The sequence below is a fragment of the Pseudomonas sp. FP2300 genome, from assembly GCF_030687595.1.
Lineage (GTDB): Bacteria > Pseudomonadota > Gammaproteobacteria > Pseudomonadales > Pseudomonadaceae > Aquipseudomonas > Aquipseudomonas bijieensis.
This window is the reverse complement of record NZ_CP117440.1, coordinates 1914786-1933654: the sequence shown is the minus strand read 5'-3', so window position 1 is coordinate 1933654 and position 18869 is coordinate 1914786. Positions and strand designations below refer to the sequence as shown.

At 61.5% G+C, this 18869-nt stretch carries 20 protein-coding genes; 9 read left to right on the top strand and 11 right to left on the bottom strand.

Translation table 11 applies throughout. From position 1 onward, the window contains the following. Window positions 1-20 precede the first annotated feature (20 nt). Entirely contained in the window at window positions 21-974 is a 954-nt protein-coding gene (locus tag PSH86_RS08550) for a putative 2-dehydropantoate 2-reductase (protein ID WP_305489207.1), read from the bottom strand. 266 nt (window positions 975-1240) lie between these two features. Between PSH86_RS08550 and PSH86_RS08545 the strand changes: the two genes are divergently transcribed. Continuing rightward, window positions 1241-2317: a 3-deoxy-7-phosphoheptulonate synthase gene (locus PSH86_RS08545; protein WP_003183777.1), complete on the top strand. Its 1077-nt coding sequence runs from the start codon at window positions 1241-1243 to the stop codon at window positions 2315-2317. A gap of 84 nt (window positions 2318-2401) precedes the next feature. Here PSH86_RS08545 and PSH86_RS08540 read toward each other — a convergent pair whose 3' ends face one another. After that, on the bottom strand, window positions 2402-2683 hold the full coding sequence (locus PSH86_RS08540) for a GNAT family N-acetyltransferase (RefSeq protein WP_053120470.1): 282 nt from the start codon (window positions 2681-2683) through the stop codon (window positions 2402-2404). Window positions 2684-3319: 636 nt separating this feature from the next. On the opposite strand from PSH86_RS08540, the gene oprI reads away from it, so the two are divergent. Further along, window positions 3320-3571, top strand: a complete 252-nt coding sequence (gene oprI / locus PSH86_RS08535) for an outer membrane lipoprotei OprI (protein WP_011335311.1) — start codon at window positions 3320-3322, stop codon at window positions 3569-3571. A gap of 125 nt (window positions 3572-3696) precedes the next feature. Here the strand turns inward: oprI and PSH86_RS08530 are convergent, their stop codons facing one another. From PSH86_RS08530 to PSH86_RS08520, 3 genes are all read right to left on the bottom strand, one after another. Beyond that, window positions 3697-4668, bottom strand: a complete 972-nt coding sequence (locus tag PSH86_RS08530) for a L,D-transpeptidase family protein (RefSeq protein WP_109751439.1) — start codon at window positions 4666-4668, stop codon at window positions 3697-3699. 137 nt (window positions 4669-4805) lie between these two features. Then, window positions 4806-5099 carry a hypothetical protein gene (locus PSH86_RS08525; protein WP_003199347.1) on the bottom strand — a complete coding sequence of 98 codons (294 nt, stop codon included), beginning with the start codon at window positions 5097-5099 and terminating at the stop codon, window positions 4806-4808. Window positions 5100-5155: 56 nt separating this feature from the next. Further along, on the bottom strand, window positions 5156-5761 hold the full coding sequence (locus PSH86_RS08520) for an arylesterase (RefSeq protein WP_109751438.1): 606 nt from the start codon (window positions 5759-5761) through the stop codon (window positions 5156-5158). A gap of 10 nt (window positions 5762-5771) precedes the next feature. Between PSH86_RS08520 and PSH86_RS08515 the strand changes: the two genes are divergently transcribed. The 3 genes from PSH86_RS08515 to greB are packed head-to-tail and all read left to right on the top strand — an operon-like array spanning window position 5772 to window position 9491. Then, window positions 5772-6455, top strand: coding sequence for an ABC transporter ATP-binding protein (locus tag PSH86_RS08515; RefSeq protein ID WP_109751437.1), 684 nt, complete (start codon window positions 5772-5774; stop codon window positions 6453-6455). Next, a complete protein-coding gene (locus PSH86_RS08510) occupies window positions 6455-8959 on the top strand; it encodes an ABC transporter permease (RefSeq protein ID WP_249016112.1) in 2505 nt (834 codons plus the stop codon). Before PSH86_RS08515 ends, PSH86_RS08510 begins: the two co-directional genes overlap by 1 nt. A gap of 34 nt (window positions 8960-8993) precedes the next feature. Then, window positions 8994-9491 carry a transcription elongation factor GreB gene (gene greB, locus PSH86_RS08505; RefSeq protein ID WP_003199337.1) on the top strand — a complete coding sequence of 166 codons (498 nt, stop codon included), beginning with the start codon at window positions 8994-8996 and terminating at the stop codon, window positions 9489-9491. 17 nt (window positions 9492-9508) lie between these two features. On the opposite strand, the gene PSH86_RS08500 is transcribed toward greB, so the two are convergent. From PSH86_RS08500 to PSH86_RS08490, 3 genes are all read right to left on the bottom strand, one after another. Continuing rightward, window positions 9509-9817, bottom strand: a complete 309-nt coding sequence (locus PSH86_RS08500) for a class I SAM-dependent methyltransferase (RefSeq protein WP_116834197.1) — start codon at window positions 9815-9817, stop codon at window positions 9509-9511. A gap of 248 nt (window positions 9818-10065) precedes the next feature. Then, complete coding sequence (locus tag PSH86_RS08495; RefSeq protein ID WP_109751434.1) at window positions 10066-10500, bottom strand: DoxX family protein; 435 nt, start codon at window positions 10498-10500, stop codon at window positions 10066-10068. A 100-nt stretch (window positions 10501-10600) separates the two neighbouring features. Continuing rightward, entirely contained in the window at window positions 10601-12022 is a 1422-nt protein-coding gene (locus PSH86_RS08490) for a transglycosylase SLT domain-containing protein (RefSeq protein WP_116831778.1), read from the bottom strand. A gap of 236 nt (window positions 12023-12258) precedes the next feature. Between PSH86_RS08490 and PSH86_RS08485 the strand changes: the two genes are divergently transcribed. From PSH86_RS08485 to PSH86_RS08475, 3 genes are all read left to right on the top strand, one after another. Next, window positions 12259-13068 carry a TatD family hydrolase gene (locus PSH86_RS08485; protein WP_176688365.1) on the top strand — a complete coding sequence of 270 codons (810 nt, stop codon included), beginning with the start codon at window positions 12259-12261 and terminating at the stop codon, window positions 13066-13068. 184 nt (window positions 13069-13252) lie between these two features. Further along, entirely contained in the window at window positions 13253-14734 is a 1482-nt protein-coding gene (locus PSH86_RS08480; RefSeq protein ID WP_305489198.1) for a methyl-accepting chemotaxis protein, read from the top strand. Between the two features lie 269 nt (window positions 14735-15003). Further along, window positions 15004-15378 carry a terminase gene (locus PSH86_RS08475; protein ID WP_116831775.1) on the top strand — a complete coding sequence of 125 codons (375 nt, stop codon included), beginning with the start codon at window positions 15004-15006 and terminating at the stop codon, window positions 15376-15378. A gap of 27 nt (window positions 15379-15405) precedes the next feature. On the opposite strand, the gene PSH86_RS08470 is transcribed toward PSH86_RS08475, so the two are convergent. The 3 genes from PSH86_RS08470 to PSH86_RS08460 all read right to left on the bottom strand — a co-directional run bounded on the left by PSH86_RS08470 (window position 15406) and on the right by PSH86_RS08460 (window position 17587). Then, window positions 15406-16203 carry an acyl-CoA thioesterase II gene (locus PSH86_RS08470; RefSeq protein WP_109751428.1) on the bottom strand — a complete coding sequence of 266 codons (798 nt, stop codon included), beginning with the start codon at window positions 16201-16203 and terminating at the stop codon, window positions 15406-15408. 225 nt (window positions 16204-16428) lie between these two features. After that, window positions 16429-17190: a CHAD domain-containing protein gene (locus tag PSH86_RS08465; protein ID WP_305489196.1), complete on the bottom strand. Its 762-nt coding sequence runs from the start codon at window positions 17188-17190 to the stop codon at window positions 16429-16431. A 106-nt stretch (window positions 17191-17296) separates the two neighbouring features. Beyond that, window positions 17297-17587 carry a hypothetical protein gene (locus PSH86_RS08460; protein WP_039588883.1) on the bottom strand — a complete coding sequence of 97 codons (291 nt, stop codon included), beginning with the start codon at window positions 17585-17587 and terminating at the stop codon, window positions 17297-17299. Between the two features lie 207 nt (window positions 17588-17794). Here PSH86_RS08460 and PSH86_RS08455 point away from each other — a divergent pair, with 207 nt between their 5' ends. Continuing rightward, complete coding sequence (locus PSH86_RS08455) at window positions 17795-18832, top strand: patatin-like phospholipase family protein (RefSeq protein ID WP_109751426.1); 1038 nt, start codon at window positions 17795-17797, stop codon at window positions 18830-18832. Window positions 18833-18869 lie beyond the last annotated feature (37 nt).

Genomic DNA, 18869 nt, shown 5'->3' with positions numbered 1-18869 from the left:
TCGCTCCCCCTTACGCCCGTTCAACGGTTATACCGGTCCACGAACGCCAACGCCTGGTACAAGGCTTCGATTTTCGGCAGCTCACACCCGGCCGCTTTCGCCGCCGCCAGTGGCCGGCCGTAGATCGCGTCCAGTTCCAGCGCACGCTTGTGAGAATAATCGTGGTACATGCTCGGCCAGTAGTCGGGCATCTTCTCGGTCATCGTGAACAGATACTCGGCATAGCCCGGCGTGATGTGATGCCCGCAGGCTTGCGCACCGCGGACCACCTCTCCCATCAGTGCCTGGATCAATTCGCGGCTATGATCGTTGGCCATCAACGGTGTGGTACTGGCGCCCAACAGAACCGAAAGACCGTTATACGGTACATTCCACACCAGCTTTTGCCAGCGGGCCAACTGCAGGCACGGCATGGCCTGGGCGTCGATACCGGCGTTGCGAAACAACGTCGCCGCTTCTTCGACGATCACCATGCGTTGCGCCTGATCGGCGCAGGGACCACTGTGGTAACCGACGTTGACCGCGCCGAGCGCCTGGTGGGCGATGACGCCAGGGCCGACACGGTGCACACAGATCAGGCACAGGCCACCCAACAGGTGCAATGAATCGGGCAGCAAAGGTCGGAGATCGTCTTCGACATCCAGGCCGTTCTGCAGCAACAGGACTTTTGCACCATCAGCGGCAGCCTGGGTAATGGCCGGGGCCAGTTCGGCATTGCTGGTGGTCTTGGCGCCTACCAGCAGCCAGTCGCAGGGCGGCATTTCGACGGCCGAGCGATAGGCCTGGGCTGGGTTGAGGCTCAGCGCGCCATGCACCGCGCTGTCGATCTGCAAACCGTTTTCGGCCACGGCACCGAACTCGCTGCGCAGTAAAAAGTGCACGTCATAACCGGCACGCGCCAGCATCACCCCATAGAATCCGCCGATCGCCCCGGTGCCGATCATCCCGATCCGCGGCTTAACGCCTGACTGCATCTTTGCAACTCCTCTGGTAAACGGCCCTGCACACTATCAGCGGGAGCGGCATGGCATGCAATCTCCATTACATCTGCTCACGATTCTGTTGCTGCCCCCTCTTCAAGGCTTTTCCCCAGCCTGTAGGGCATTAAACCGCCCCCAGCCCATTGTCGAGCCACCTCGGAACGCGATAAGGTTCGGCTCCCCGACGCGCTTAACATTCGCTGTGCACCGCCGCGCGGGGATCGCTGGCGGCCGGCACCCGTGACCTGACGAGTAACACGATGGCTGATTTACCGATCAATGACCTTAACGTCGCCTCCAACGAGACCCTCATCACGCCTGACCAGCTCAAGCGCGATATCCCCCTGAGCGACGCTGCCCTGCGCACCGTGACCAAGGGCCGGGAAGTCATTCGCAACATTCTCGACGGCACCGACCATCGCCTGTTCGTGGTCATCGGGCCCTGCTCGATCCATGACATCAAGGCCGCCCACGAATATGCCGAGCGCCTGAAGGTGCTGGCGGCGGAAGTCTCCGACACCTTGTACCTGGTGATGCGGGTGTATTTCGAAAAGCCGCGGACCACCGTCGGCTGGAAAGGCCTGATCAACGACCCGTACCTGGACGACTCCTTCAAGATCCAGGACGGCCTGCACATCGGTCGCCAACTGCTGCTGGACCTGGCGGAAATGGGCCTGCCCACGGCCACCGAAGCCCTGGATCCGATTTCGCCGCAATACTTGCAGGACCTGATCAGTTGGTCGGCCATCGGCGCACGCACCACCGAATCCCAGACTCACCGCGAAATGGCCTCCGGCCTGTCCTCGGCGGTAGGCTTCAAGAATGGTACCGACGGCGGCCTCACCGTAGCGATCAACGCCTTGCAGTCGGTTTCCAGCCCGCACCGTTTCCTGGGCATCAACCAGGAAGGTGGCGTGTCGATCGTCACCACCAAGGGCAACGCCTACGGTCACGTGGTGCTGCGCGGTGGCAACGGCAAGCCGAACTACGACTCGGTCAGCGTCGCGCTGTGTGAACAGGCGCTGAACAAAGCCAAGATCAAGCCGAATATCATGGTCGACTGCAGCCACGCCAACTCCAACAAGGACCCGGCGCTGCAACCGCTGGTGATGGAGAACGTGGCCAACCAGATCCTGGAAGGCAACCAGTCGATTATCGGCCTGATGGTCGAAAGCCACTTGAACTGGGGCTGTCAGGCGATTCCGAAAGACCTCGCAGACTTGCAGTACGGCGTATCCATCACCGATGCCTGCATCGACTGGAGCGCGACCGAGAACACCCTGCGCAGCATGCACGCCAAACTCAAGGACGTGCTGCCAAAGCGTCAACGCAGTTGATCGACCTGCTTCAACGCATAAAAAGCAACGCATAAAAAAACGCCGGGCTTCTCAGTCCGGCGTTTTTATTGGGAATCCGTTTTCTCAGAGCTTCGCCGCGTGCCGCTGGTGACGCTCCATGTAGCGCTCCACGTAGGAGCAGGACGGGATCACCGTGTAGCCCATTTCTTCGGCGTACTGCAGCGCTCTTTCGGTCAACGCCGCCGCGATGCCACGGCCGCGCAAGGCATTGGGCACGAAGGTGCGATAGATATCCAGGGTCTGCTTGCCCAGGTCCATGTAGGTCAGATAGGCACGATGACCGTCCACATTGGTCTCGAACTGATGACCAGCCTGGTCATGGTGGATGGTAACCGCCTCGCTCATCACTACTCCTCGCGGGTCTGAATGCTGACCCCTACCTTACCGATGTTTTTCCGGCGAAGGAACATCTACGCCACCCCGTGCCTTCCTGGTCACCGAGCGCCAAAACCGAACCGCTCAAACCCGAGCACGTCGTGAATAGTAGGCACCAATGACGCAAATGCTCAAGGCACGCCTGTCATCGAAGGGGTAAACCTCGTCGGGTTTATCGATTGAGCGCCATCGTCGCGCTGTAGTCGGTCACGGTGCAATAGCTGAACATCGCCAGTTGTTGAGTCTTGAGACGAGCGCGCGTAGTTAAAGTCACCGCCAATACCAATAAAGATGCCTGGGGCATTTGCACAAAAAATGTACAAAAGTGTAGGTGAATCAATAAACAACGACGTTAGCGAGGGCCGTAAGAGTTCTCCCCCACTGCGGAACTTTTTTTCGTCGACGCGCTCCAGCCAAGGGCTTGGAGCTGTATATTTTTTAAACAGCCCTAAGAAAAGTTGCTCGAAAAAGAATCACCGCCTACAATTTTTTTGCTTCTTGCGCTACGTCAGTTTACTTACTACAAGTAATGGGTAGTATGTACGCCGGCTAACTCCTCAGTCTGGGGAGACAGTCACTAATAGAAAGTCCTTGAAGGGGAAACCGATGAACAACGTTCTGAAATTCTCTGCTCTGGCCCTGGCCGCAGTTCTGGCTACCGGTTGCAGCAGCGCATCGAAAGAAACCGAAGCACGTCTGACTGCTACCGAAGACGCAGCAGCTCGCGCCCAGGCTCGTGCAGACGAAGCCTACCGTAAAGCTGATGAAGCTCTGGCTGCTGCTCAAAAAGCACAACAGACTGCTGACGAAGCTAACGAGCGTGCTCTGCGCATGCTGGAAAAAGCTAGCCGCAAGTAATAGTCCTTTGGGATTGTTACCGAGCCGACCCATTTTTTGGGTCGGCTTTTTATTGCCCGGTGTTTTCCCAGGCAATAAAAAACCCGCCGACATCGCGAAACGTCGGCGGGTTGTTTTGGAGCTTTTTACTGCTGCAAGTCGATCGGCGCACTCGTGACCATCGGTGCCGAAGTATTCGGAACAGCGATTTCCACCGGCAGACCATCTTCAGCCGCCACCACGTCCCGTACCACGTCCCAGTTCATGCGCAGGTTGCTGGTGATGTCTTCACGCTTGAGCATCGCATTGATCACTGCGGTGTGCTTGTCCACCACCGATGGGTTGCCTTTGTCGTCCAACGGTGTGTGAGCTTCCAGGTACACCTTGCCGCCGCTCAAACCCAGCTTGTAGGGGTCGTTGATGATCCGTACCGACGTGCCCACCGGCACCATGCTGGCCATTTCCAGTACGTTGTTGTTGAACATCCGGAAGCAGCCGTGACTGGTACGCATGCCAATGCCGAACTTCTTGTTCGAACCATGGATCAGGTAGCCCGGGGTGCCCAGGGTGAATTTGAAGGGGCCCAGCGGGTTATCGGGACCAGCCGGCACTACATTGGGCAAGGGGTCGCCGTCGGCGGCGTGTTCGGCCTTGATCGATGCAGGCGGAGTCCAGGTCGGGTTCGGCGTCTTGGCGATGATGCTGGTGTGAGCGATCGGCGATCCCCAGCCCTCACGTCCAATCCCCAGCGGGAAGGTGTAGACCACGTTCCGCCCCTTGGGGAAATAGTAGAGACGGTACTCGGCCAGGTTGATCACGATGCCCTCGCGCGGGCCCGGCGGCAGGATGAAACGAGTCGGCAGCACGATCTCGGTGCCAGCACCCGGCAACCAGGGATCGACCCCCGGGTTGGCGGCGACCATCTCACTGTAGCCCAGGTCATAGGTAGTGCCCAGGTCGGCGAAGGTATCTTCGTACTTGGCCTTGATGACCTGTACCTGGCCAATGATGTCTTCACCCGGCGGTGGCAGTGGCAGCTCCAGGGCGGCAACGGGGCCCGCCATACACAGGGCGGCAAGAGACAGGCAGCGGGCGACGGCAGGCAAGCGCGGCAACATCCGGGAAATCCTTCGCAGATCGAACAGGAGGTATGAAAGCGGCGATTGTACACTGCCACCTGTTATTTCGGGGAGAGCGGTACAGAGGCGTCCGATGCGCAGCATGTCTGGAACTGAAATGAGACCTGTGGGAGCGATTACAACTCGAACCGCAACTCCGGCCAGATCGGCGAAGTACCGCGCTTTTGCGACTCCAGGATTGCCCGGCACAGCGAGCACAGGCGATGGTCCTGGAAAATCTTGCGGTCGACGCTCGACCAGCGCGGTTGGGCCGGCAGCAGGCTGCCACAGAGGGTCCGGTCGGCCGAACCACCGAGCTCCAGCTGCCGGGTCACCAGGTGCACCCGTACTTCCTGGCAGGCGAACAGATCCAGCTGCTCGTCAGGCTCGATCAGTTGGTAGGCAAACAGGGACCAGGCGGGACGCGGCATCGGGGGCTCCAAATCGGGGGCGCCACATTAGCCGAAAGCCCGCCTGTAGAAAAGCGTCAAAGCAGCGGTTTGAGCGTCGGCCAGACATTTTCCAGCAACTTGCCCTGGGCCGCGACGGACGGGTGCAATCCGTCGCCCTGCATCATTGTTGGAATGCCACCGACGTCCTTGAGGAAAAACGGCACCAACGGCACTTTTTTCTCCTCGGCCAGGGTGCTGTAGACCCGGGCAAAGGCATCGGTGTAGCGCCGCCCATAGTTAGGGGGCAGCTGCATGCCCAGCAAAAGCACCTTGGCACCACTCGCGCGGGCACTGTCGATCATCGCTGCAAGGTTTTGTTGCAATTGTGTTGGCGGCTGTCCGCGCAAGCCATCGTTGCCGCCCAGTTCCAGGATCACCACGTCCGGCTTATGGGCTGCAAGCAGCGCCGGCAGCCGCGCCTGGCCTCCCGCGCTGGTGTCGCCACTGATGGAAGCATTGACCACTTTATCGTCAAAACCCTCGGCCTTGAGCCGTTGTTCGAGCAACGACACCCACCCTTGCCGGGTATCCAGGCCGAAAGCCGCGCTGATACTATCGCCAACGATCAGGACTGTACCCGCCGCTGCGCTCTGGGCCATGCACATCAGGGCCAGGCCGGCACTCAAAAACCACACACGCATCGGATTCTCCATGGGCTCAAGCATTCTCACCGCGACGGACCTTAGCAAAGTGGTCTCCAGCGCGGAAGGTGAACTGACCATCCTGCACGAACTCAGCCTGGAACTGAACAAAGGCGACAGCCTGGCCATCGTCGGCGCGTCCGGTTCCGGCAAATCCACCCTCCTGGGCCTGCTGGCCGGCCTTGACCTGCCCAGCGGCGGTGAAGTGACCCTCGCCGGTCAGGCCCTCAGCGCACTGGATGAAGACCAGCGTGCACGGATCCGCGCCGAACATGTCGGTTTCGTCTTCCAGTCGTTCCAGCTGCTCGACAGCCTCAATGCCTTGGAAAACGTCATGCTGCCGCTGGAACTGGACGGCCGCAAGGATGCCCGCGAGCGCGCCACGCAACTGTTGCAGCGCGTTGGCCTGGGGCAGCGCCTGACCCACTCGCCGCGCCAGCTCTCCGGCGGCGAACAGCAACGCGTGGCGATTGCCCGCGCCTTTGCCGCCGAACCCGACGTGCTGTTTGCCGACGAACCCACCGGCAACCTCGACAGCCACACCGGCGAGCGTATCAGCGACCTGCTGTTCGAACTGAACAAGGAACGCGGCACGACCCTGGTACTGGTGACCCATGATGAACGCCTGGCCCACCGCTGCCGGCGCCTGATCCGACTTGAAGCCGGCCAGATGGTCGCCCCCCTGGAGCCTTGATGGCACGCTTGCCGCTGTTGCGCCTGTTCAGTCTCGCTATCCGTCAATTGCTTCGCGATGCCCGCGCCGGGGAATTGCGGGTGTTGTTCTTCGCCCTGCTGGTGGCGGTGGCGGCCAGTACCGCCATCGGTTACTTCGGCGCCCGCCTCAACGGCGCGATGATGATGCGCGCCACCGAGTTCCTCGGTGCCGACCTGCTGCTCGAAGGCAGCTCCCCCGCCCGTCCGGAGCAGATCCGCAGCGGCACCGAGCTGGGGCTGGACCACGCTCGGGTGGTGGAGTTTTCCAGTGTCGTGGCCACCGACAATGGCATCCAGCTGTCCAGCGTCAAGGCGGCCGATGACGGCTACCCATTGCGCGGTGAGCTCAAGAGCGCGCCGGCGCCGTTCGCCCCGGAAGAAACCGGCGGACGGCCGAACCCTGGCGAGGCCTGGGTCGAAGCACGGCTGCTGACGGCACTGGACCTGAAGATCGGCGACAGCATCGACGTCGGCAACCAGACCCTGCGCCTGACCCGGGTGCTGACTTATGAACCGGATCGCGCCGGCAATTTCTACAGCCTCACCCCGCGGGTGCTGATCAACCTCAAGGACCTGGAGGCCACTGGCGTGGTCCAACCGGGCAGCCGTGTCAGCTATCGCGACCTGTGGCGCGGCCCGGCACCGGCGCTGCAAACCTACCGCGACCTGCTCAAGCCTGGCCTTGAAGCCAATCAGCGCCTGCAGGATGCCCGCGACGGCAACCGGCAGATCGGTGGCGCCCTGGGCAAGGCCGAACGCTACCTGAACATGGCCAGCCTGGTGGCGGTGCTGCTGTCCGGTGTCGCCGTCGCGCTCTCGGCCAACCGTTTTGCCACCCGACGTTTCGATGCCAGCGCGCTGCTGCGTTGCCTGGGCCTGTCACGCCGGGAAACCATGGTGCTGTTCAGCCTGCAATTGACCGTGCTGGGCCTGCTCGCCAGCCTCAGTGGCGCCCTGCTCGGCTGGATTGCCCAACTGGGCCTGTTCGCCCTGCTGCATGACCTGCTGCCCACCGCAGTGCCACCGGGCGGGCTGTTGCCGGCAATCGCCGGGATCGGTACTGGGTTGGTGGCGCTGGCGGGGTTCGCCCTGCCGCCACTGGCGGCGCTGGGCCGGGTACCGCCGTTGCGCGTGCTGCGCCGGGACATGCTGCCGATCCCCTCCAGCTCCTGGGTGATCTACGGTGCCGCCTTGGGTGCCCTGGGCCTGATCATGTGGCGCCTGAGCCTGGACCTGGTCCTAACCTTCGCCTTGCTGGGCGGTGGTGTCGTTGCCGCACTGGTACTCGGCGGCTTGTTGTTGCTGCTGCTCCAGAGCCTGCGGCGCCTGCTGGCCCGCGCCTCCCTGCCCTGGCGGTTGGGTCTGGGCCAATTGCTGCGCCATCCCTTGGCGGCGGCCGGCCAGGCCCTGGCGTTCGGCCTGATCCTGCTGTCCATGGCGTTGATCGCGCTGCTGCGCGGCGAGTTGCTGGACACCTGGCAAAACCAGCTGCCCAAAAACGCGCCGAACTATTTCGCCCTGAACATCCTGCCCAACGACAAGCAGGCCTTCACCGACAAGCTGCTGGAATTGTCCGCGCAATCGGCCCCGCTCTACCCCGTGGTGCCCGGGCGCCTGATCAGCATCAATGGCGAGCCGGCCACGGAGTTCGTCACCAAGGACTCTGCGGGTGACCGGGCGCTGCAACGCGACCTGAGCCTGACCTGGGCCGCGGACCTGCCGCAGGGCAACGTCGTCACCGCAGGGACCTGGTGGCCGCAGCAACCTCCAGACGATGTCCCAGGGGTTTCGGTGGAAGGCAAAGTGGCCGAGAACCTCAAGATCAAGTTGGGCGACCGCCTGGTCTTCAGCGTGGGCGGCGTCAATCGTGAAGCGAAGGTCACCAGCCTGCGGGAAATCAACTGGGACAACTTCCAGCCCAATTTCTTCATGATCTTCCAGCCCGGCACCTTGAAGGATCTGCCGGCCACTTATCTCACCAGCTTCTACCTGGCGCCGGGCCACGACCAACAGATCGTCGACCTGTCCCGAGCCTTTCCGGCGGTGACGATCCTGCAAGTCGAGGCCCTGCTCGAACAGCTGCGCAGCATCCTGGCCCAGGTGACCCTGGCGGTGGAGTATGTGTTGCTGTTTGTGCTGGCGGCGGGAATGGCAGTGCTGTTTTCCGGCCTGCAGGCGACCCTCGACGAACGGATTCGCCAAGGCGCGCTGTTGCGTGCACTGGGTGCCGAACGCCCCTTGCTGGTCAAGGCTCGGCGCATCGAGTTCGGCCTGCTGGGCGCGGTCAGTGGCCTGCTCGCGGCCCTGGGTTCGGAGCTGGTGAGCCTGGTGCTTTATCGGTACGCCTTCGACCTGCCCTGGCATCCACATCCATGGCTGTTGGTATTGCCACTGCTGGGAGCCTTGTTGATCGGCGCGGCCGGGGTGTTTGGCACCCGTCGAGCGCTCAACGCCAGCCCGCTGACAGTATTGCGCGAGGGTTGATAGACTCCCGACTTCGCTCCTACAAGAAGTTGCCATGAGCCGTTATCGCCCACCCCGCACCGCCGGCACCGCGCTGATCACCCCCGAAGGTGAAGCGCGGATGCGCGCCGAATTCCATGAGCTGTGGCATGTGCGCCGCCCCCAGGTGACCCAGGCGGTCAGCGAGGCGGCGGCCCAGGGTGATCGTTCGGAAAATGCCGAATACACCTACGGCAAGAAAATGCTGCGGGAAATCGACAGTCGCGTGCGCTTCCTCACCAAGCGCCTCGAGGCGCTCAAAGTGGTCAGTGAAAAACCCAGCGATCCGAACAAGGTGTACTTCGGCGCCTGGGTGACGGTGGAAGATGAGGATGGCAAGGAATCACGCTATCGCATCGTCGGCCCGGACGAGCTGGACCTGAAACAGAACCTGATCAGCATCGACTCACCGTTGGCACGGGCACTGATTGGCAAGGCCCTGGACGCCGAGGTCAGCGTCCAGACGCCTACGGGAGAGAAGAGGGTCTACATCGTGGACATCGCTTATCCATAGCCTTCAGGCCGGATATCTCAGCGGCGAGTGATCAAGCCCTGCCGCGCGATACGAGTCAGTTGTCGGATCATTTCAGGAGCGTCCGCCACGCTGGGGGACTGGATGACGGCGAGGTCAAAACTGTCATTGGCGAAGCGCGCCAGTGACTCGCCGTCTTCGACAAACTGGATCAGGAAAGCGGCGGGCCCATGGTTACGGCGCGGCCAACCGTCGAGATAGCGCAAGAGCGTTGGCTGGTGAGTACCGCCCAGGAGAATTTTCGGGTTGCGCTGCACAAGGTTCGCCGTGATCGGCGCAAGACGTACAAGGGGGCTGGGTGCGTTCATCGTGTCGTGTCTCTGCCTCAAAAGTCTGCATGGCAGGTGAGAGGCAACACCGAACCAGCGCTTTAGCGGTATTTCGAAGCCTTGTCTCCGGCTTCTATCGGCAACTGGATGAGTCACCTGGCGCCCCGCAAGTAGCTGTTTAAATCGGCGCATGAGCGGCATCCTAGAGAAGCTGACCGGCCAGTGTCAAGAATCACCGCCCACAAAAAAGGCCCGTACAAGACGGGCCTCGAATTCAAATCGTGCAATCAATCCGCGATGGCACGATCGACCGACAGCTTGCCCGCGCCCTCGATCAGCACGGCAATACTGCCCGCCAGCAACGTCAGGGCAAACTCATAACCGTTGTTGGCCATGAACAAGCCGTTACCGATGTGCACGGAGAAAATCGCTACCAGCGACAGGAAGGCCAGGCCCAATGCCGCGGGACGCGCGAGCAAACCGATGATCAGCGCCAGCCCGGCGAAAAACTCGGTACCGCCGGCCAGTGTCGCCATCACGTAGCCCGGGGTCAGGCCGATGCTTTCCATCCACTGCGCCGTGCCCGCCAAGCCGTAGCCACCGAACAGGCCGAAGAGTTTCTGCGAGCCGTGGGCGGCGAAAACGATGCCGACAACGATGCGCAAGACCGTCAGGCCGTAGCCGGCGCGGGTAAACAAGACTTTGTTGATCAATGAGCTCATGCGGGTTCATCCCTAGATGTGTGGTTGTTGGTCGCCATATTAATCAAAAAAACTTGTACTAAAAGCGCAAAAAATGCGAGATACCAATCGAATTAATAGATCACTTTCGCAGGGCGACTTTTTGATCTCCAGGCTCCAGCGACTCTCGTTCACGATCGAATGCCAAATAGTACTTATTGACACTATTAACGTAGCTGACGGCGCCCATTCCCACCTGCTCCATGGCAATGCGCTCGACTTGGAAGAACCACTGGTTGGGATTCAGCCCCCGCCGCCGGGCCTCGGCTCGCATGCCTTGGACGCGCTCGGGCCCCATGTTGTAGGCAGCCAGGACGAAGGCCATGCGCTCGCGCTCGTTGAGCTTGGGGCTGGCAAAAAACTTGCGGCGGATGAGGGCCAGGTACTTGGCGCCTGCCAGCACATTGGCATCCAGGTTCTGGATGTTATCGACCCCGACTCGCTGGGCCGCCGCCGGGGTGATCTGCATCAGGCCGGTGGGGCCGCTGCCGCTGCGGGCATTGGGTTGCAGGGCTGATTCCTTGAAGGCCAGGGCCGCCAGGTTGAGCCAGTCCATGCCTTGGGTCTCGGCATGTTTTTGCAGCACCGGGCGCAGTTTTTCCAAGCGCTGGCGATCGGCCCGGGCCAACGGATAGTGGACCTGGTACAAACGACGGTAGATCCGCAGGAATGCCGCATCCTGGTTGGAAGGTACCTTGTAGGTCGCCAGGAATCGATCGATGCTCGCCCGTAGCATGGCGGCGTCACGGCGCACGAACCAATACTCGTCAGCCGGCTCGCCGATCAGTACCTGACGGTCCAGGCGCAGCTTGGGCAGGATCTTGCCCCAACGCTCGGCGATGGGTTGCTCGACGATGGTCAAATGGAAAATCCCGCCCTGGACCATTTCCAGGACATCCTCTACAGCCAGGGTGGGATCGACCCATTCGATCTTCACTGGCGGCAGCTTGAGCAGCGCCAGCTTCTGGTTGATCTGGCTCACCGCATCCCCTGCCGCACTGCCGTTGGGCAGCGCCAGGGTCTTGCCGGAGAGTTGCTCCACCCGCGTGTAGCGTTTCTCGCCCTTGATACCCACGAGCAGCAAAGGCACGTCGGTACGGATCGGATCGCTGGCGCTGACCGCATGACCGGCCTGGGGTTCGAGCAGCTCCCCAGGCGCCACGAGGTCGCCCTCCCCGCGTTGCAAGGCGCCGAGCAGTTGGTCCTTGGCCTTGGGAATGATCTTGAGGGTGATTTCCTGGCCATCCCGGGCGTGGCCGTTGAGGTATTGTTCGAAGGCACGCAGCCGATGATATTCGACGCCAATGGGTTGCCCCTGGACTTCACCGGAGCTGTTGCGACTCTGGTTGACCAGGACCTTCAACTCCCGACTGCTGCGGATCTGCGCCAGGTCGCGCACCGCGCCCGGAGCCACCGCTTGCACCGGGCCGGGCAGCCGCGCTTCGGCCGGCATTGGCAACAACAGCGAACAACACAACAGTAGCAACACCAGGGGACGTGTCATCCACTCTCCGGAAGGAATACTGCGGACCGCCTCCGTGAAAAAACGAGGCTGAGTCGACAGAAACAGAGCGCCTGGGGCGCTGAAAAAGTGCGAAAGACTGGCACAGTGATGGCTTTTATACCAACCCGACGTGTCTCGCGGCCTTAACAGACAGCCTCAACTCTTTGTAGTTCTTGGCTTTTCTTATAAATCTACAGCTCTGATATGCTTTCCGGCCTTTGGGCCGAGGTAGCACCATGCAACTCATCGATATCGGCGTCAACCTGACCAACCCCAGTTTCGCCGACAAACACCAGGTGGTGCTTGAGCGCGCCTATGAATCCGGGGTCTGCCAACTGGTCTTGACCGGTACCAGCATCGAGGGCAGCGAGCAGGCCCTGGAACTGTGCGATCACCTCGACGACACTGGCGAGCGACTGTTTTCCACCGCCGGCATTCACCCCCATAGCGCCAGTGAGTGGACTGCCGACAGCGCCCGGCACCTCAAGGATCTGCTGATGCACAGCCGCGTGCGCGCGGTGGGTGAATGCGGGCTGGATTTCAACCGGGACTTCTCTCCCCGACCGCAACAGGAAAAGGTCCTGGAAGAACACCTGGCGTTGGCCGTCCAGTTGCAATTACCGGTTTTTCTGCACGAACGTGACGCCGACCAACGCTTGCTGGACATCCTCCGGGATTTTCGCGATCAGTTGCCGGCAGCGGTGGTGCACTGCTTTACCGGTGAAAAAAAGGCGCTGTTCAGTTATCTCGACCTGGACCTGCACATCGGCATCACCGGCTGGATCTGCGATGAACGCCGGGGTACGCACCTGCATCCGTTGGTACGCGAGATACCCCGTGGTCGGCTGATGCTCGAAAGCGACGCGCCGTACCTGCTGCCCCGCACGCTGCGGCCAAAACCCAAGAACGGTCGCAACGAGCCGGCCTACCTGACAGAGGTCCTGCGCGAAGTGGCCTTGCACCGGGGTGAAACCCAGGAAGACCTGGCAGCTCACAGCACCGCGTGCGCCCGGGCGTTTTTCGGATTGCCCATCCTTTCCGAATGAACCCACATCCCCCTCTGGGAGCGGGCTTGCTCGCTCCCACAGGGAGTTTGGTTATCTGTTGGTCCCTATTAAAATCCCCGACACCTATATCGTCTGTTGACCCATATCAAAATCCCGTCACCTGAGTAGCGGCAGAATAATGGCACCTTGCCAATGCTGTTTCCGCTATCAGAGAAGACCTTCCATGGGTGCCTGGCTTAGCAATATCTCGTTGAAATACAAATTCTGGGCGGTCAATGCGGTCGCCTTTGTCACTACCCTGCTGCTGGTGCTCTACGCGGTGCACCTTGAACAGCAGGCGCGCAACCATGCGGCCCAGGCGAACGCCCAGGCCCAGGCCCACGTGCTCGCTGCCTGGCCTGCCGGGCAGCCCCTGCCCAAGGCCGAAGGCCTCTTGGCATTGCAGCGCGACCAGGTGCCGGTGTTCAACGAACAACCGTTGCCTTCGCTGGCGCAGGCCGATGGCTGGGTAGACCTCGATGCCGGGTCGCTGCTTGATAACGATCCGCTGCTGGGCGCCCAAGTGATCCGTCGAGGGGACGGTCAACAGCTCGCCGTGCTGGCCCAGGGTGTAAGTCTGGGTCAAGTGTTCGGTGAACGCTTCAGCCAATACGCCGTGGCAGTGTTCGTGCTGATGCTGGCGATGCTGGGCGCATCACAACTGTTGATCCGCTTTTTGCTCAGCCAGCTCAACACGCTCAAAGACGTGATGCTGCACGTGGAGAAAACCGGTGACCTGGCCGCCCGCGTTCCCCTGGCGTGCAAGGACGAAGTGGGTCAGATGGCGGCCGCGTTCAACGCCATGCAGGCCGGTTATCAACGGGTGGTCGACACCGTTGCCAGCACCGCCCGGCAGTTGGACAGTGGTGCGGCGCGCCTGGCATCGAGCATGAACGATGTGCGCCACGGCATGCTGGGCCAGCAAAGCGAAACCGATCAGGCAGCCACGGCGATCAACGAAATGTCCGCCACGGTTTATCACATCGCCCAGCATGCCGGCGCCACCCGCGACCTGTCGAAAACCGCCGACACCCTGGCCGGCAACGGTCACGATGTGGTTGGCCGGGTGCAACAGTCGATCACCGGGCTGTCTTTGGGTGTGCAGCAGACCGCCGAAATGATCCAGCGCCTGGCCGAAGACAGCCAGAAGATCAACGGCGTGGTCAGCGTGATCCACAGCATTGCCGAACAAACCAATCTGCTGGCCCTGAACGCGGCGATCGAAGCGGCGCGGGCCGGGGAAATGGGCCGGGGATTTGCCGTGGTGGCCGACGAAGTTCGCAACCTGGCCAAGCGGGTACAGACCTCCACGGATGAAATCACCACCATGGTTTCGGCCCTGCAAGCCGGGACCCGGGACGCGGTGGACTTCATGCAGGAGAGTTCGCTCAAGGCCGACGATTGCGTGCAACAGGCCCGCGAGGCCGGCGACGCCCTGGCACAGATCACCGCAGCGGTGGCGCAAATGCGTGAGAGCAACACTCAGATCGCTGTCGCGGCCGAGCAGCAAAGCCACGTCGCCGAGGAAATGAACCGGGCGGTGGTGAGCATTCGCGACGTGACCGAGAACACCGTACGCCAGACCGTGGATTCAGCCACCACCAGCGATGAATTGGCAACGTTGGCGGGCGAGTTGAGCAAGGCGATCGGGCAGTTGAAACTGTAGAGCGCTGGCTTGCCCGACTCCCTGCTGAGGGAATTCCCTCTGTGGGAGCAAGGCTTGCCCGCGATGGAGGCAGCTCGGTTCACCAAAGACCGTATCGCGTCCATCGCGGGCAAGCCTTGCTCCCACAGCAGTGCTCCCACAAACAAGTCCCCTCGCCACAACAGCAAAACTGTATGGCCATCTATCGCTTCGATAGCCAACCGCCATTCGCCGCCCCGCCCGCCCGGACCTATCCTTGGGTCATTCGGTTTCGTTCAAGGAATAGCATCATGGGCAAACGTCACCCCAATCTTCCGGCCTGGCAATGGCGCGCCTACCCAGACAATCATCGCCACCCCACCAACCTGGTGTTGCACCTGATTGCCGTGCCGCTGTTCATCGTCGCGTTTCTGCTGATTGTGTCGGGGGTGTTCAGCTTGAGCCTGGGCGATGTCGCCATCGGCATCATCGGCCTGCTCGCGGCACTCGGCTTGCAGCGTCACGGCCACAGCCTGGAGGCCCAAGCCAGCGAACCGTTCAGCGATCGCAAGGATGCCGTCTCGCGCCTGTTGGTGGAACAGTTCCTGACTTTCCCGCGGTTCTTCCTCAGCGGTGGCTGGTGGCGCGCCTGGCGGGATCGCCACCGTCACAACCACAAGCCTTAGCCGAAGCAAGCCATGCCCGCAGCGGCCTTACCCGAAGATGGTCACCGTCTGCCGGCTCATGGCGATCAAGCGACCATCGGCGCTCCAGAACTTCGCGGCGACATGGCCGTAGCCGTCCTGGGCATGCTCGATCTCAGCCAGGTACTTGCACCAGTCCAGTGTCGTGAGTTCCAGCAGCGGCTGGACGAACTCGATGGTCCAGGTGAGCGTACTGCCCGGGGCCATTTGCGAAAGGTGAGGCAACAAGGCCGGCGGCCAGGCATCCACCAAGGCCAGGATATGGCTTTCGTTCAGTGGCTCCTCCTGCACATCGCCGCGCAAACGCACCCAGCCGCCCATGCTCCGGGACTTATTGCCGCTGAACGGCAAGCCTCCAACGCTCCAGCGCATCGCCAGATGCCGCATGAACTCCGGCGTAGCGCCCTTGACGTAGGGCAGTTCCTGGCATTGCTCCACACTTTTGAATTCCGGCGCGGGGTCGGCCTGCACCGCCACCACCGATGAGCGCGATGCGCCGAAACTGCCTTGCACCACGGTCACCACTTGGCCGTTCTGCACTGCGCGTCCGAGCACCTGGCTGACGGCCTTGCCTTCACGCAACACGTCGACTTCGAAGCTGACAGGCACATCGGGTTCGACCGGGCCGACAAAGGTAATCGCCAGCGAGCGCACCGGGCGATCCGCCGGCACCTTGGCACGCATCGCCTCATATTGCAGCGCCGCCACCAGCCCACCAAAACTGGCCCGCCCCTGGCCCCATTCAGGCGCGATGCTCACCGCACCGGGCTGCCGGCGCACGGCATCGATCAAATCGGAAAAGCGCATGACGACCTCGAAAACAGGGAAAAGGATGAAGGGATCTTAACCAGCCTGGGCTGGCGGCACAGGGCTCATTCCGGCCAAAGAGGCTGACAGAAAAGCCGAGGATCTTGAATTGCTCCCCTGTGGGAGCGAGCCTGCTCGCGATGACGGTGGGTCAACTTGCCTATCTATCGACTGATACACCGCTATCGCGGGCAGGCTCGCTCCCACAGGGGGTAAGTGCAAGGTTCAGGATTTTTCGAAGCAACTGGCAATCAACTTGTCGAGCACCTTGTCGGCCTTGGCCTCGGCCTTTTCCATCGTGGCGTGCCAGGTAGGCACACAAGATTGCAGATCGGTTTCCTCCCTGGCCCGGGCCAGCCATTGCCAGCAATCGTGCCAGTCGCCCAGCGCAGCCTGGGCTGACTTGAGCCGTGGCATGGCGGCTTCAGGCAGGCGGTCGAGTTCAGGGTAGGCTTCGAGGGCGTAGCGAACGCGCTTGATCAGCAGGCGCAACCGGTGACGGTCATGGGCTGGATCGCGCAGGGCTTCGCCGAGTTTCTTCCATTGTTTGTCCAGGCGCTTTTCAATGCGTTTGCGCAAGCCCTTCAGCAGGCCCTCACGCTGGGCGGCGCGAATGAAGCGCGGGAAGGCATCGAGGATCATCAGCAACTGCGCCAATTCAACACTCGCGGCCACGGCGGGATAGGCATCGGCCATTTGCACCTGGCGTCGCCGCGCCGCCTCGGCCTGGCCATGCTGCTCAAGGTAAGCGGCCAGGACTTCCCGGTCGCGCAAGGGCGTGGTCAGGGTGCCCACCGCCGAAGCAGCCGTTTCCAGTTGTTGGACGCCGGGCAACCCGCGCAACGGGCGAAGTAGGCTGCGCAAACGACGTACCGTGGTCCGCAGGTCATGCAGCGCTTCGCTGTCGGTATGGGCATTCAAGCGGGCCTGACAGGCCAACAGGCGGACTTCCAGGCCCAGTATCCGGGCCACCAGCCGATCGATCATGGACGTACTCCGTACGCAGCTTCAAGCGATAAGCCTCAAGCTGCAAGGGAGGATCGCGTCGCCCGCTCCTTCCTTGTAGCTCGCTGCTTAAAGCTTGTCGCTGTTCTTATCGTCCCGCGCGGGATTCGCGGATGTAGAAACGCGCTTTCTCGGCTTTTTTGGTACAGCCTTCGAATGCTTCGAATTGCTGCTGGGTCTTGGCGCCCGTCAGCAGGGACAGGGCCTTGGAGTAGCTGACGGTGCCGGCAAAACCTTCGGCCTTGGCCAGGTCCAGTTCACGCCAGGCGCTGTCGAGTTGGCTGCCACAGCTGTCACGGTAAGCGGTTTTGCCTGCGCAACCGGCCAGGGCCAGAACCATCAGGGATGCCACCAGGGGCAGGCAGATCCGGGCTTTCATCGATTACACCTCAAGTCAGGAAAACAGTCGTGCTGGTAAGACGGTCGCGCCTGGAAAAAGTGCCAAGGCCCGACCGTGTAAATTCAGTGTGGATGAGAATACGCAAATGCCACGCCGGCGTGTCAAAAAACGACGCTTGCGCCACAACGATTGAGCCAAGCTGTCGATAAGTGCATTGTTGAAACCTGTTCGACAAGAGGCCGGGTCATGACAAAACGTGTCGCATTGGTATTGGGCTCCGGTGGTGCCCGGGGCTATGCCCATATCGGGGTGATCGAAGAAATCGAACGACGTGGCTACGACATCGCCTGCGTCGCCGGGTGTTCCATGGGTGCTGTCGTGGGCGGGATCTATGCCGCGGGCAAGCTCAAGGATTATCGCAACTGGATCGAAAGCCTCGATTACCTGGACGTCCTGCGCCTGGTGGACGTCAGCTTCCGCCTCGGCGCGATTCGTGGCGAGAAGGTCTTCGGGCAGATTCGCAAGATCGTCGGTGAACTCAACATCGAAGATTTGCGCATCCCCTATACCGCCGTGGCCACCGACCTGACCAACCAACAGGAAATCTGGTTCCAGGAAGGTTGCCTGCATCAGGCAATGCGCGCCTCGGCGGCGATTCCCAGTCTGTTCACGCCAGTGATGCAAGGCAACCGCATGCTGGTGGATGGCGGCCTGCTCAACCCGTTGCCGATCGTGCCGGTGGTGTCGAGCCACTGCGACCTGATCATCGCGGTCAACCTCAACGCCACCAACCAGAAACAGTATCGATTACCGGTGATCCCACGCCCCGCCGCATTCAGACGCCGCTTCGACACCTTGGTCAGCTCCCTGGGTTCGCGCCTGCCGTTTCGCCGCAAGCAGGCCGAACAATTGTTGCTCCTGGAACAGGAAGCCTTGAAGGCCGAAGCCGCCGACATCAACCCGTGGATCGACTCGGCCGAGCCCGAAGGCCAACAACCGGCTGCCGCGCCAGAAAACGAAGGCGCACCAAAATCCGCCACCGGCTCGTTCATCATCGACAACGTCGGCCCGGCCTCGTTGCTGGACTTGATCAACCAGAGCTTCGAAGTGATGCAGACCTCGCTGGCCCAGTACAAGATCGCCGGTTATCCGCCGGATGTGCTGATCAACGTGCCGAAGCGGGTGTGCCGGTTCTTCGAGTTCTACAAGGCGCCGGAGTTGATCGCATTGGGGCGGGAGATTGCCAGCGATACGCTGGATCGGTATGAGAGTGACCAGAACTGAATGTGATCGCAGGCCTCCTGTGGCGAGGGGATTTGTC